General features: G+C 44.5%; 11 protein-coding genes. 7 read left to right on the top strand and 4 right to left on the bottom strand.

The window, feature by feature from the left end; translation table 11 throughout:
* The first annotated feature begins 141 nt into the window (after positions 1–141).
* From gcvT to AAEY79_RS05240, 6 genes are all read left to right on the top strand, one after another.
* Positions 142–1329: a glycine cleavage system aminomethyltransferase GcvT gene (gcvT, locus tag AAEY79_RS05265; protein ID WP_025651270.1), complete on the top strand. Its 1188-nt coding sequence runs from the start codon at positions 142–144 to the stop codon at positions 1327–1329.
* 69 nt (positions 1330–1398) lie between these two features.
* Positions 1399–1779, top strand: coding sequence for a glycine cleavage system protein GcvH (gene gcvH / locus AAEY79_RS05260; RefSeq protein ID WP_025651271.1), 381 nt, complete (start codon positions 1399–1401; stop codon positions 1777–1779).
* Positions 1780–2172: 393 nt separating this feature from the next.
* Entirely contained in the window at positions 2173–2931 is a 759-nt protein-coding gene (locus tag AAEY79_RS05255; RefSeq protein ID WP_025651272.1) for a nitroreductase family protein, read from the top strand.
* A gap of 62 nt (positions 2932–2993) precedes the next feature.
* Complete coding sequence (gene gcvP / locus AAEY79_RS05250) at positions 2994–5891, top strand: aminomethyl-transferring glycine dehydrogenase (protein ID WP_350588098.1); 2898 nt, start codon at positions 2994–2996, stop codon at positions 5889–5891.
* A gap of 150 nt (positions 5892–6041) precedes the next feature.
* Positions 6042–6740: a triacylglycerol lipase gene (locus AAEY79_RS05245; RefSeq protein ID WP_025651274.1), complete on the top strand. Its 699-nt coding sequence runs from the start codon at positions 6042–6044 to the stop codon at positions 6738–6740.
* A gap of 49 nt (positions 6741–6789) precedes the next feature.
* Positions 6790–7362: a hypothetical protein gene (locus tag AAEY79_RS05240; RefSeq protein WP_201575667.1), complete on the top strand. Its 573-nt coding sequence runs from the start codon at positions 6790–6792 to the stop codon at positions 7360–7362.
* Between the two features lie 23 nt (positions 7363–7385).
* Here AAEY79_RS05240 and AAEY79_RS05235 read toward each other — a convergent pair whose 3' ends face one another.
* The 4 genes from AAEY79_RS05235 to AAEY79_RS05220 form a co-directional block, all read right to left on the bottom strand.
* Positions 7386–8708, bottom strand: coding sequence for an HRDC domain-containing protein (locus AAEY79_RS05235; RefSeq protein WP_101212110.1), 1323 nt, complete (start codon positions 8706–8708; stop codon positions 7386–7388).
* Positions 8709–8897: 189 nt separating this feature from the next.
* Positions 8898–9491 (bottom strand): recombination mediator RecR, encoded by a 594-nt coding sequence (gene recR / locus AAEY79_RS05230; RefSeq protein ID WP_025651277.1) that lies wholly within the window; start codon positions 9489–9491, stop codon positions 8898–8900.
* A 152-nt stretch (positions 9492–9643) separates the two neighbouring features.
* The gene (locus tag AAEY79_RS05225; RefSeq protein WP_025651278.1) at positions 9644–9973 is read right to left on the bottom strand and encodes a YbaB/EbfC family nucleoid-associated protein; all 330 of its coding nucleotides are present in this window, start codon (positions 9971–9973) and stop codon (positions 9644–9646) included.
* 108 nt (positions 9974–10081) lie between these two features.
* On the bottom strand, positions 10082–11371 hold the full coding sequence (locus AAEY79_RS05220; protein ID WP_025651279.1) for an O-succinylhomoserine sulfhydrylase: 1290 nt from the start codon (positions 11369–11371) through the stop codon (positions 10082–10084).
* 421 nt (positions 11372–11792) lie between these two features.
* Here AAEY79_RS05220 and AAEY79_RS05215 point away from each other — a divergent pair, with 421 nt between their 5' ends.
* The gene (locus tag AAEY79_RS05215; protein ID WP_201566585.1) at positions 11793–13445 is read left to right on the top strand and encodes a phospholipase D family protein; all 1653 of its coding nucleotides are present in this window, start codon (positions 11793–11795) and stop codon (positions 13443–13445) included.
* The last annotated feature ends 24 nt before the right edge of the window (positions 13446–13469 follow it).

Raw genomic sequence — 13469 nt, 5'->3', positions numbered from 1 at the left:
TGGCTTATTGCTCTATCTTTATTTTCTGTGCCGCCCTTGGTTGCAATGCTTGCACCCTGCAATATTGCTTCTCTCTACTATGATACTGCACATCGCTCATTACTCTACCGAGTACGACTGATGTACACATAAGGATTTGTTATGACCGATACCCACTCTCAAGAAACTCACGCTCAAAATACTCAAGCACCGCAGCGCACGCCCCTTTACCAGTCTCACGTCGATAGTGAGGGCAAACTGGTGGATTTTTCTGGTTGGGAATTACCCATTCATTACGGTTCACAAATCGAAGAGCATGAAGCGGTGCGTACCGATGCTGGCATGTTTGATGTCTCACACATGGTCGTCGCTGATATCAAAGGTGGTGATGCCAAAGCTTGGCTACAGAAACTATTGGCCAATGATGTTGATAAACTAAAAACCGTCGGTAAAGCGCTATATTCTGGCATGCTCAACGAGCAAGGCGGCGTCATTGATGACCTAATCGTTTACTTAATGAATGAAGAGGCTACCGAATATCGTATCGTCTCAAACGCGGCTACTCGTGATAAAGACATGGCACAATTTGAAAAAGTCGCCGAAGGTTTTGACATCAATATTACTGAGCGTCCAGAGCTTGCCATGATTGCCGTGCAAGGACCAAATGCGGTTGCAAAACTGGCACAAGCTAAACCTAGCTGGGCAGATACGTTGGCTGAACTTAAGCCTTTCGTTGGTGCTGACTTAACAGACATCGAAGGCGCTGATTGGTTCGTGGCTCGTACGGGTTACACTGGTGAAGATGGCGTCGAAGTGATTATGCATGGCGATGATGCTCCAGCATTCTTTGAATTATTAAAAGTCAATGGCGTGAAGCCAGCCGGCCTTGGCGCGCGCGACACGTTGCGCATGGAAGCCGGTATGAACCTCTATGGTCACGATATGGACGAGACCATTAGCCCTTACGAATGTAATATGGGTTGGACACTCGCATTAAAAGACGAGCGTGATTTTGTCGGTCGTGAAGCTTTAGTCAGCAAACGCCAGCAGTCAAAAGACGACAACACCGCCATGAAGCAAGTTGGCTTACTATTGACAACGCGCGGTGTATTACGTGAAGGTATGAGTGTGACTATCAATCAAGGCACGGACAATGAACAAACTGGGGTGATTACCAGTGGTACCTTCTCCCCTAGCCTAAAAAATTCGATTGCGATTGCCCGTGTCCCTGCCAGCTTATCAGATGATGACAATGTACAGGTCGATTTGCGTGGCAAAGGTAAGTTCGCTGATGTCCGCGTCCTTAAACTACCGTTTGTCCGTAATGGCAAGCAGCAGTTTGACTCTTAGTCATCATAAATTCTATTATTAGCTTCCACTATTTTTGTAAACCATCCTCTATCACTTAGGAGAGAGACCATGAGCAATATCCCAGCAGAACTAAAATACATCGCCAGCCACGAGTGGCTACGCCTAGAAGACGACGGTACTATCACTGTTGGTATCACTGACCATGCTCAAGACCTATTGGGTGACGTGGTGTTTGTTGAACTTCCTGATGTTGGCGATACCATTGCCGTTGATGACGAAATTTCAGTCGTAGAGTCTGTAAAGGCTGCCTCTGACGTCTATGCGCCTATTTCAGGTGAAGTCGTTGCCATCAATGAAGCACTAGAAGATGATCCAGAAATCATCAACTCTGACCCATACGGTGAAGGTTGGTTCTTTAGAATGAAGCCTGACAATATTGCTGATTACGAAGCATTGCTAACCGCTGATGAGTACGAAAACGAGCTGTAGTCAATCCACTATAAAAGTGTTACAGCGTTAACCTCGCTTGAAGTATGATCTATACATCTGCATTCGGTTGCCTTGTACCACTTTTAAATTGAATCGATTCTATAATCTGATTCTTATTCTCTCGCTTAAAAGCGGTATTTGACTGAACTGAAATACCGCTATTTGTAATCTAAAAAGTGCAGCTTAAAAAATACAACTAGAAAAATATAATTTACTATGACAGATATTGGCATCAGTTGGTATCTGACCACTTTTTCCAAAGCACTTATCGCTCAATTTATTACGTCTAATCGCTATCTGATTTATTCATATCAATCACTTGTCAGACGCTATTGAGCAGACACACTCAATACTGACCGAGTTGATCACTTAATCCCCAGTATGGATCCTAATATGACTTCCAACTCTGATAACAACGACAATATTGCCACACCCAAACACACACCGCAGCTGCAAGCGTTTCGTGAAGTGGTCGAGTCACGCCGTTCCGTGCGTCGCTTTACTGACACACTGATACCTGACGATGTGTTAGCAGATTGTCTGCGTTTGGCCATGCTAGCGCCAAACTCGAGCAATCTACAGCCGTGGGAATTTTATGTGATCGATGATGCGGATAAGCGCAAACGTACGGTCAAAAACTGCATGAATCAAAATGCGGCAAAAACGGCAGCGCGCTTGATTGCGGTCGTTGCGCGTACGGATATCTGGCAAGATCACGCCCAGCAAATCTTACGTGAATATCCTGAATCGCCAGTGCCCAAAAAAGTCAAAGACTACTACACCAAAGTCGTCGCCATGGACTTTTTGCGAGGGCCAGCCAACGTGGTGTCAGCGGCAAAATGGAGTGCTACTCAAGTATTTAGACGGGTAAAAGGGCCGATCAAGTCACCTTACTATACTTTTGAAGACACCAAAAACTGGGCCACCAACAATACGGCACTGGCTGCTGAAAACTTAATGCTGGCACTACGTGCGCACGGCTTTGATAGCTGTCCGATGGGCGGCTTCGATGAGCCTGCCATGAAGCGCTTGTTAGGTTTAAGCGATGATCAGCACATCATTATGATGATTGGTGCTGGCGAACGCGCTGACAATGGCATTTACAGTAGCCAGTTCCGCTTTGACCAAGAACAGTTTGTCCATTACGTTTAATTAATCCTAACGTTATTTTATTTAAGTCAATCCCTTTATTACTCCCTTAACCAAGGACTGTCATGACTATCTCTCAAAACCCGACGTTTGATACCTTTCAAGGTTTATTTAACGAAGCTGAATTTGTCTATCGTCATTTAGGCTCAAATGAGACCAAACAAGCTGATCTGCTCAGTACAATTGGTTATAAAGACATGGCGAGCTTTATCAATGATACGGTGCCTGAGCCCGTACGCTTGCACAAAGACTTAGACTTGCCACTGGCGATGAGTGAGCACGCCGCGTTGGCTAAATTGCGCGCCATGGCAGATAATATCACCGTTAATAAAAGCTACATCGGTCAAGGCTATTCACCTGTACGTATGCCTGCGGTTATTCAGCGTAATGTGCTTGAAAATCCAGGTTGGTATACCGCTTACACCCCTTATCAAGCTGAAATTGCTCAAGGTCGTCTAGAAGCCTTACTTAACTTCCAGCAAGTTTGTATCGATTTGACTGGTCTAGAAATGGCTGGGGCATCGTTACTTGACGAAGCCACTGCTGCTGCTGAAGCCATGGCCATGTCAAAGCGGGTGAGCAAAAGCAAATCAAATCAGTTTTTTGTTGATGACCGCATTTATCCACAAACCTTAGATGTCATCAATACTCGTGCCAAGTATTTTGGTTGGGAAGTGGTCGTTGGTGATTTTGAAACCGCTAAATCAGGTGATTATTTTGGGGCATTATTCCAATACGTCGGTGTTGAGGGCGATGTAAAAGACCTAACCGACGTCATCGCTGCGGTGAAGAAAAACAAAACCTACGTCAGCGTCGTCAGTGACATCATGAGCTTGGTGTTACTAAAATCACCAGCCGATATGGGCGCAGACGTAGCGTTAGGTAGCACCCAGCGTTTTGGTATTCCCATGGGCTTTGGTGGTCCACATGCCGCTTATTTTGCGTTCTCTGATAAAGCCAAACGCTCAGCACCTGGCCGTATCATTGGCGTCTCAAAAGATTCGCAAGGCAATACGGCATTACGTATGGCATTACAAACTCGTGAACAGCATATCCGCCGCGAAAAAGCCAACTCAAACATCTGTACCTCGCAAGTATTGCTGGCGAACCTAGCAGGTATGTACGCAGTTTATCATGGTCCAGGTGGCGTGAAGCGTATCGCCACACGTATCCATGCTTTTGCCACAGCCTTCGCCAATGTCATTAGAGAAGCTAATGACAGCAACTTAAGCGTGGTACATGATCAGTTCTTTGATACCGTCGTTATCGATTGCGGTTCAGAAAAACTGGCGACGCAAATCTTTGAAAATGCGGACAATGTTGGTTATAACTTATGGCGTCTCGATGATAACAGACTGGGTGTCGCCTTTAGTGAAACCAGTGATCAGCAAGACTTTACGGTGTTAACTCAGCTGTTCGTGAATAAGTCGCATGATTTGCCTGAGACTGCTAGCCTGTCACTTGATAGTGCATATTTACGTACCGACGACATCTTAACCCATCCGGTATTTAACACGCATCATACCGAGCATGAGATGCTGCGCTACTTAAAATCGCTCGAAGACAAAGATTTGGCGATGAACCGCAGTATGATTTCACTCGGTAGCTGTACCATGAAACTGAACGCAACCAGTGAGATGCTACCGATTACGTGGCCTGAATTTGCCAATGTGCATCCATTTGCACCGCGCGATCAAGTCACCGGCTACATTGACATGATTGATAGCCTACAAGACCAACTCAAAGCCATTACTGGTTTTGATGATGTGTCTATGCAGCCAAACTCTGGTGCGTCAGGTGAATATGCTGGCCTACTGGCGATTCGCCGCTATCATGAATCATTGGGCGAGACCAATCGTGATGTCTGTCTCATTCCAATGTCAGCGCACGGTACCAACCCTGCGACTGCCATGATGATGGGCATGCAAGTCGTCGTGGTCAAAACGGATGAAAATGGCAACGTTGATATCGAAGATTTGACCGCTAAATGTGAAGAGCATAGCGCCAATCTAGGTGCATTGATGATTACTTACCCGTCGACGCATGGTGTATTCGAAGAAGGTATCCGTCATATTTGTGATTTGATTCATAAGCATGGCGGCCAAGTCTATATGGATGGTGCCAATATGAATGCGCAGGTCGGCATGATGCAGCCTGCGGATGTCGGTGCAGACGTCCTACATATGAACTTGCATAAAACCTTCTGTATCCCACATGGCGGCGGTGGTCCTGGTATGGGCCCTATCGGTATGAAGGCACATTTAGCACCATTTATGGCCAACCATACGCTAAGCCCTGTACATAATGCCCAAAAAGACTGTTCTGCCGTATCGGCAGCGCCTTATGGCTCAGCCAGCATTTTACCAATTTCATGGATGTATATTGCCATGATGGGCCGTGATGGTCTGCTTAAAGCCACTGAGCTTGCGCTATTGAATGCTAATTATGTTGCCGCGCAATTAAAAGATCATTACCCTGTGTTATATGCTGGCAAAAATGGTCGCGTCGCGCACGAATGTATTATCGATATTCGTCCGCTAAAGGAAGAAACTGGCATCAGCGAAAGCGATATTGCCAAGCGCTTGATGGATTATGGTTTCCATTCACCAACCATGAGCTTCCCAGTGGCTGGCACTCTGATGATTGAGCCAACTGAATCTGAATCTAAAGAAGAGTTAGATCGCTTTATCAGTGCGCTAAAATCTATCAAAGCTGAAGCGATGAAAGCCAAAGCAGGCGAGGACAACTGGACGCTAGAAGATAACCCACTTGTCAATGCACCGCATACTGCCGCTATGGTCACCAATAGCGAGTGGACGCATCCATACAGCCGCGATGTTGCCGCATTCCCATTGCCTTATGTACGTGCTCATAAGTTCTGGCCAAGTGTTGCTCGTATTGACGATGCTTATGGCGATAAGAATCTGATGTGTTCGTGCCCAAGTATTGAAAACTATATGTAGTTTTCAAACAAGTATGAATAATTGATATAAAAATAAACCTCCAAGTCAGTAGCTGATTTGGAGGTTTTTATTGGTCTACAAGTTAATGATAGCTAATAACAGTTGATAAGAAGAAAAATCAATAGGCTAATGATATTATACGCGTATTTGATGAATAATTATCGAGTGCCATTACCTATGCCAACAAACCGCGTCATTCTGATTCATGGCTTACATCAAGCCGCATTTGTTATGCGTCCATTGGCTAAACGCTTGCAAGCACAAGGGTTTGATACCCATCAATATGGCTATCGCAGTATGCGTGACGGCATCAAAACCAATAGTGCCCGATTAAATGACTGGCTAGAAAACCATCATCATCCAGACCAGCCAATCGATTTGGTCGGTCATAGTTTGGGCGGTTTAATTATTCGCGATTTTGTCACTGCGTATCCGCAATGGCAAATTGGACGGTGCGTCACACTAGGTACGCCGCATATGGGTAGCATTTGTGCGGATTATATTTGGCGCTTGATCCCAGCTGTGGTGGGACGCTCATATATCGATGCATTAGATGGAACCGTCGCACCTTTACCAAAACACATTGAGCTTGGTGTGATTGCAGGGAATCGCCCGTATGGTTTGGGACAGTTATTTTTGCATCATCATAACCGCAAACTGCGTAAAGCAGATGTGCCACCACTGAAGCAGCAACTTGACCACGATGGCACAGTGTATGTAGAAGAAACCAAAATGGAGGCAGCAGTCGATCATATCGTCATGCCAGTCTCACATACCGGCATGTTAGTTAACAAAGAAGTCGCTAAACAAGCCTTTTACTTTCTAGAGCATGGGAAGTTTGAGCGTTAGATTGGAAAAAAACCAGATAACAAGTTAGATTTAAATTGAGTATAAACTAATGAGCAATAATGAATTTGATCCAAATAAATATAGTTATTTAGAGACTAGACCAAATAATCTTAAAATATTAATTGTTATAATACTCTGCTCTGGCTTATTTGGTGTCTACTCATATTTTAGCGACAAGTCCAAAGTCATAAAGTTAAATGAGCCACCTTTAGACCCTTTTTGGAGTTTTGTTGTTAGTAACGAGCAAGTAGAAGTGTATACTGATTTAGTCAATGTAAATATGGAAAATCAAGACTCTGATAAAGTAGATTATTGGGAAAAGATAGTTATGCTAAACGGATTTGAAGTAAGTGACGACATCAACGATCAAATACTATTGGATTTTGACAAACCTTTAGAGACTATTATTAGTCACTTCTTAGTAAATTGTTCGAATAGTACTTATCAACGTTTAAATACAATTTATACTCAAGTTGATGGCAAAACACGATTTATGAATACATACGACGATCCGTTACCAGCTGTTGCCATCAATGATGATATGTTAAATTATTATAGTTCACAGTATGCTTGTCAAATTAAAGATATGGACATCGCACAACGACTGGCTACGGTCGAATAATCTATTGGTTAACAACAATCGCTTTACTTAACACCCATGCCTTGCTGTAATTCAGTTTTGTGCTTCTCAATTACTGGTATCAAGGTTTGCGTCACCCACTCATTGCGCCAGCCTTTTAAGCCTTCTGGTAGCTTGCTTAAATCTTTATCAAATGCAATCACTTCATACAGCTGCCCCAGCCATTTTTTACGCATTAATACATTAGCAGGCACGCCAATAGCTTCTGCTTGCTCATCGATCGCTTGTTGCACAGCCTTTGACAGCACTTTGTTTTTTGAGCGATAAGGCGGCAATAGACAGTCTGGATATTCAGCAGGATGCAGATTTTTTGCCTCTTTTATTACTTTAAGCAACTCTTCGCCATACAGTCGCAACATGCTACGGTGCATCGTGGTTTTATGCGCCAACTCGCGCATGCTGGTTGGCTTTTCAGTGATAATCTCGCGTACGGCTTGTTTCTTAATCACAAAAGTGCGCGGCTGATTGGTCGAACGCGCCAGCTCTTCTCGCCAAGTCGCCACCGCTTTTAATATCGCCATTTGCTGCGAGTTATAGCGATAATCAGCCATCGTTAAGTACATCGCTTCGTCCTCAACATGCTGAGCGTCGTACAAATCGCTGGCATAAAGCTGACAATCCGCCCAGACATATTCAAACAGTCCTTGCTTTTTTAGCTCGTATTCGAGGCTCAAATAAAGCGCTGGCAAGAAGCGTACGTCATCAATCGCATATTGCTCTTGCTCATCTGAGAGCGGACGCTGTAGCCAGTCCGACTGACTTTGTTCTTTATCGATATGCATATCTAACTGATCATCGAGCGCTTGCTGATAGCCCATTTGCAACTGTCCCGTCAAATAAGACAACGCAATTTGCGTATCAAAAATATTGGTCAATGGCGGGCAACCAGACAACAGATAAAAAATCCCCAAATCTTCACCACAAGCATGCCAAATCGCTACGTCAACTTCGCTAAGCGCTTGCCAAAAATCAGCCAACTGCAATTGCGGCGCATCCAATAAATATACATGATTGCCGGTATTTAGCTGTACCAATGCCAAGCGTGGATAATAAGTATCGCGCTTGATAAACTCGGTATCTAACGCCACTCGCCCGCAAGTCGCCAATGCATCGATGACTTCAGCCAAACCATCTTGCTCACGCACCCACGTGATGGCAACTTCATCCGCAATATCCAATAATGCATCGATATTTGGTTCAGGCGGCACAGCTGTTGACGCTATATCAGTATTAATTGATTGCTTTGATGCATCGTCAGTAGCAGCAGTGTTGTCTGCACGGTTTGATTGGGTAGAAGCGGTTGAAGCTAATGAAGCATTGTTGGACACGGGCAGATACCTGCATAAATAGGAGAAAATAAAACGCCAAACTGCGTCTTAATAAAAGATAACAATAGTAGCAATTAAGCAATTAAGCAATTAAGCAATTAAGCAATTAAGCAATTATAACAAGTTCATAAAATAAAATGGGCAAGATTTGGGTTTTATAGAGAACTTATGAAATTGCTATAGAAAATACTATAAGAAGGAACGATTTTGCATCGCTTGTCCAAGGGTCATACTATCAAGGTACTCCAGCTCGCCACCCATCGGGACACCTTGTGCCAAACGCGTCACTTTATTGACATGACGGCCGACGGCTTCGCTGATAAAGTGGGCGGTGGTCTGCCCTTCGACAGTCGTACCCGTTGCCAAGATCAACTCTTCAACAGGCTCTTGCTTAACCCGCCAGACCAGTTGATCGATATTTAAATCATCAGCGCTAATACCATCAATCGGTGATAAATGACCGCCTAAAACAAAGTAGCGACCACGATAACCTGCCGTTTGCTCGATAGCCATCACATCTGCTGCGGTTTCGACCACGCATAATAGGCCATCATCACGCCTTGGGTCTTGGCATAGTGGACAAACGGCCTCGTCACTAAAACTGTGACAGCGCTCGCACTCAACGATATCACGCATCGCCTCATCAAGCGCTTGCGCCAGTGCCATGCCTTGTGGACGTTTTTTGGTGAGCAGATGCAGCGCCATACGTTGGGCACTTTTTTGACCCACACCCGGCAAAATGCGCAGTTGTTTGACCAGTTGATCAAATTTGGCTGTCAGCAAAGTAACTTCCTTTATTTAACTTAATTTATAAACCGTAGCTATAAAAATGGGGTCGTATCGTGTCGATAACAACCCCATTTTTGTCTTCAATATGCAGTATTTGGCACCTAAAAACTTAACCTTTACAAACTTAGTAGTTAAAAGGCAGTTGCTTAGAACATACCTTGCATACCTGGTGGCAGACCCATACCTGAGGTCGCGCCTGCCATCGTTTCTTCGTACAGCTCATCCGCTTGACGCACCGCGTCATTGATAGCCGCAGCGATTAAGTCTTCGATCATATCCGGCTCATCTTCAAGCAAGCTTGGATCGATGGTCAAACGCTTAACCACATGTCGACCCGTCATAGTGACTTTTACCAAACCACTGCCCGCTTCAGCTTGCACTTCTTTATTGGCCAGCTCTTTTTTAGCATTTTCAACGTTTGCTTCGACTTTCTTTTGCATCGTTTGTGCTTGTTGCATCAATGCTTGGATATTCATAGTTGCCTCTTTGTCTTTATAGTAATGAGTAATATAGTAATGAGTAATTTTTATTAACGTAGATCATAACGTAAATTTTATGCGTTAACGGTGATTATACCGTTATCTTTACAAACTGTCTAAACCACGCGCCAAATCTTTAATGATGTCTTCTACATCTTCCAAGCCGACCGACAGACGAATAAGGCCGTCTTTGACGCCTGCTTCTGCTCGTGCTTCAGGCGTCAGGCGAAAATGGGTAGTGGTCGCCGGATGGGTAATCGTGGTTTTGGCGTCGCCCAAATTATTGGTGATAGAGACCATTTGCGTGGAATCTATCACATGCCATGCAGCGGCTTTTGAATCCTGACTATTTGAATCAGTGCTAGCAGATGGTTTGACTTCAAAACCCATAATAGCACCATAGCCGCCTTTCATATGATGTTGACGCGTCGCCAGTTCATGCGCAGGATGATCGCTCAAACCTGAAAAGTGCACCGTGCTGACATTGGGATGATTGACCAAAAAATCCGCCACTTGATTGGCATTGTTGCAGTGCGCTTGCATACGCAATTTCAGCGTCTCAAGCCCCTTAGTAAAGACCCACGCGTTGAACGGGCTCATGCTGATACCGCCTGAGCGCACCACGGTAAAGGCCTCTTGCATCAGCGCATCGCTACCGACCAAGGCACCGCCCAATACACGACCTTGCCCGTCTAAATACTTGGTCGCAGAATGTATCACCACATCGGCACCCAAGTCGAGTGGACGCTGCAGCGCTGGCGTGGCAAAGCAATTATCCACCACCAATAAGATATCGTTGGCCTTGCATAGCTTGCTTAAATAGTCGATATCACAAATCTGCGCCAATGGATTACTAGGACTCTCACAATAAATAACCTTGGTATTTGGCTGTACAGCCTTAGCCCACGCGTCATTATCGAAGCAATCGACATAGCTGACTTCCACACCGAACTTTGCCATATAATTATTAAATAGACCAATGGATGAGCCAAACAATTGATTGGCAGCAAGCAGATGATCGCCTGCTTTTAAATACGCCAAGCACATGGTCAAAATCGCCCCCATGCCTGAGGCTGTCGCCACCGCACGCTCACCATTTTCAAGCGCTGCCAAACGACGTTCAAAGGTACGCACGCTTGGATTGGTGTGGCGTGAGTAAACGTTGCCCGTCTTGTCACCATTAAAATGCGCTGCCGCGTCCGCCGCCGACTCATAAACATAGGAGCTGGTGGTAAAGATAGCCTCTGAATGCTCGCCTTCATCGGTGCGATGTTGCCCTGCACGCACAGCGATGGTCTGCATGCCATAATCAAGGTCTAAATTGAGCGCGTCACTGCGCCAGTTAGGATCTAATTTATTTAAATGGTTATCATCATGCGCTTGCGACTGACTCATAAATCTTCCGTTACTCTTGTTGGTAGTAAAATAATTCTTAGTAAAATGGTTGAGCATAAAATGACGGCTTATTCTCTAATTATCGACACCATTCATCAGCGTTATCATATCATGTCAACTTATTCCAAACATCTGGTTTCAGAGCACTACTAAATATTATTTTTGAATACGCTTTCGCAGAATACTAAAACCCGAAATTAGAGTTAAATGCGAGCTTAGTCAAGCGCTTAAGCCAAAAAATAACGTATTTATAATAGGCAGATAAGACAACAACTGCTAAGCTTAGCGACTATTTAAGCTTGGCCTAGGACGTTATTTTTATAAGCGTCATCATCAGTGCTATTATTTTATAAAAATGAACATATTCATTAAAATTTTAGCAGCATTCCAATAAAGCAAGGTTCATTAGGGTTAATCAGTTATGTCGATGCTAAGTATAGAACCAAGCAATTTATCGCTCAGTCTAACACTCGGATTAACCTTAGGTCTTAGTGGCTGCCAGAGTTTGCCTGAGAAGCCACATTTGCCTGAGAGCCAAGCGTTATCAGCGCGTGTTAATGCTTTATATCAGCAAGACAGCAAACCTAAAAACAATGACAGTGCTAACAATAAGAATAGTGGCGGTGAAAATACGGATCTGGTCGCGGCCATTAGTGAACAGAACAACGTTCACCCTGATTTGTCCGGCTATCATCCGATTGTGACTGGCGCCAATGCTTTTGCTTCGCGCAGTATCCTGACCGGTATGGCCACGCGCAATATCGATGTGCAATATTATATTTGGCATGATGATCAGGCCGGTCAGCTACTTTTAAAAGACTTATGGGAAGCAGCTGAGCGCGGCGTTATCGTGCGCTTATTGCTCGATGATTTTAATAATAACGCCAAGTTTGATCAGCGTTTATTACGTTTTGCCAGCCACCCAAACATCGCGGTGCGCATTATCAATCCGTTAATGCATCGTAAATTTCAGACCTTAAATTTTGTCACGGGCTTACCGCGTATCAATCGGCGTATGCACAATAAGAGCATGACCTTTGATAAGCAAATTACCATTATTGGCGGTCGAAATATCGGTGATGAATACTTAAGTAACAATCAAAACAGCCAATTTGCGGATTTAGATGTATTACTGATCGGCAAAGTAGTGGCCGATATCGATAATAGCTTTGCTAGCTACTGGTCCTCGCCCATCTCATTTGACATCGAAACGCTGGTAACCGCTGATAAAGGGACAAGTAAAGATTTCTTAGCGTCGTTAGACAAGCTCGATCAAGATGAAAAAAATAATACTCGCAGTAGTTTGGCTGTTTATAAGACCGCCATCGAAGACTCCTCTATCGATACTGATTTAATCAATAAGCAGGTGCCCTTTCGCTGGACGGATATGCAGTTTTTGAGTGATGATGTCGGCAAACTGACCAAAACCGTTCCTGCCAATACCAATTTGGTACATCAGCTGCGTACCTTGCTGGGCACGCCCACCAAGCGCTTGACTATTATTTCATCCTACTTCGTACCAACCAAAGATGGCGTTAAGACGCTGGTACAATTGGCCGAAGCAGGTATTGAAATCAAAATTTTGACCAATTCATTTGATGCAACCGATGTGACGGCGGTGCATTCTGGCTACAGTCAATGGCGTCCCAATTTGCTGCGCTCAGGGGTGAAAATCTACGAGCTTAAGTCCACCGCTGCGGAAGAAAAACGCGAAAACAAACTGTGGAAAGCTCGCAGCCAATCCTCAACCAGCTTACATGCCAAAACCTTTGCTGTGGATGATTATCAGGTGTTTATTGGCTCATACAATGTCGATCCGCGCTCTGCCAATATCAATACCGAAATGGGCGTCATTATTAATGATGAAGAACTGGCAAGCCAGCTACACGGTGCACTCAGCGATGATTTGTTAAATCAGGCGTATGAAGTCAAGTTGCTGGAGAGCGGTGCTTTACAGTGGCATACCATGGAAAATGGTAAAAAAGTGATTTACGATACAGAGCCGCGCGTTGATATGGGTGACCACGTTTGGCTGACCATCATGTCATGGCTGCCAATCGATTGGCTGCTATAGATTATAGGTTCCTTTTAACCAAAT

Origin of the sequence: Psychrobacter sp. GW64-MNA-CIBAN-0177 (assembly GCF_040309585.1) — a bacterium.
Taxonomy (GTDB): Bacteria; Pseudomonadota; Gammaproteobacteria; order Pseudomonadales; family Moraxellaceae; genus Psychrobacter; species Psychrobacter okhotskensis.
Note: the sequence above shows the minus strand (reverse complement) of the source record. Positions and strands in the feature narration are given on the sequence as shown.

Coding starts and splice junctions, on each gene's coding strand:
- AAEY79_RS05220 (WP_025651279.1), bottom strand. CDS start 11,371: ATGAGTCAGTCGCAAGCGCATGATGATAACCATTTAAATAAATTAGAT.
- AAEY79_RS05240 (WP_201575667.1), top strand. CDS start 6,790: ATGAGCAATAATGAATTTGATCCAAATAAATATAGTTATTTAGAGACT.
- gcvT (WP_025651270.1), top strand. CDS start 142: ATGACCGATACCCACTCTCAAGAAACTCACGCTCAAAATACTCAAGCA.
- gcvH (WP_025651271.1), top strand. CDS start 1,399: ATGAGCAATATCCCAGCAGAACTAAAATACATCGCCAGCCACGAGTGG.
- gcvP (WP_350588098.1), top strand. CDS start 2,994: ATGACTATCTCTCAAAACCCGACGTTTGATACCTTTCAAGGTTTATTT.
- AAEY79_RS05245 (WP_025651274.1), top strand. CDS start 6,042: ATGAATAATTATCGAGTGCCATTACCTATGCCAACAAACCGCGTCATT.
- AAEY79_RS05225 (WP_025651278.1), bottom strand. CDS start 9,973: ATGAATATCCAAGCATTGATGCAACAAGCACAAACGATGCAAAAGAAA.
- AAEY79_RS05215 (WP_201566585.1), top strand. CDS start 11,793: ATGTCGATGCTAAGTATAGAACCAAGCAATTTATCGCTCAGTCTAACA.
- AAEY79_RS05255 (WP_025651272.1), top strand. CDS start 2,173: ATGACTTCCAACTCTGATAACAACGACAATATTGCCACACCCAAACAC.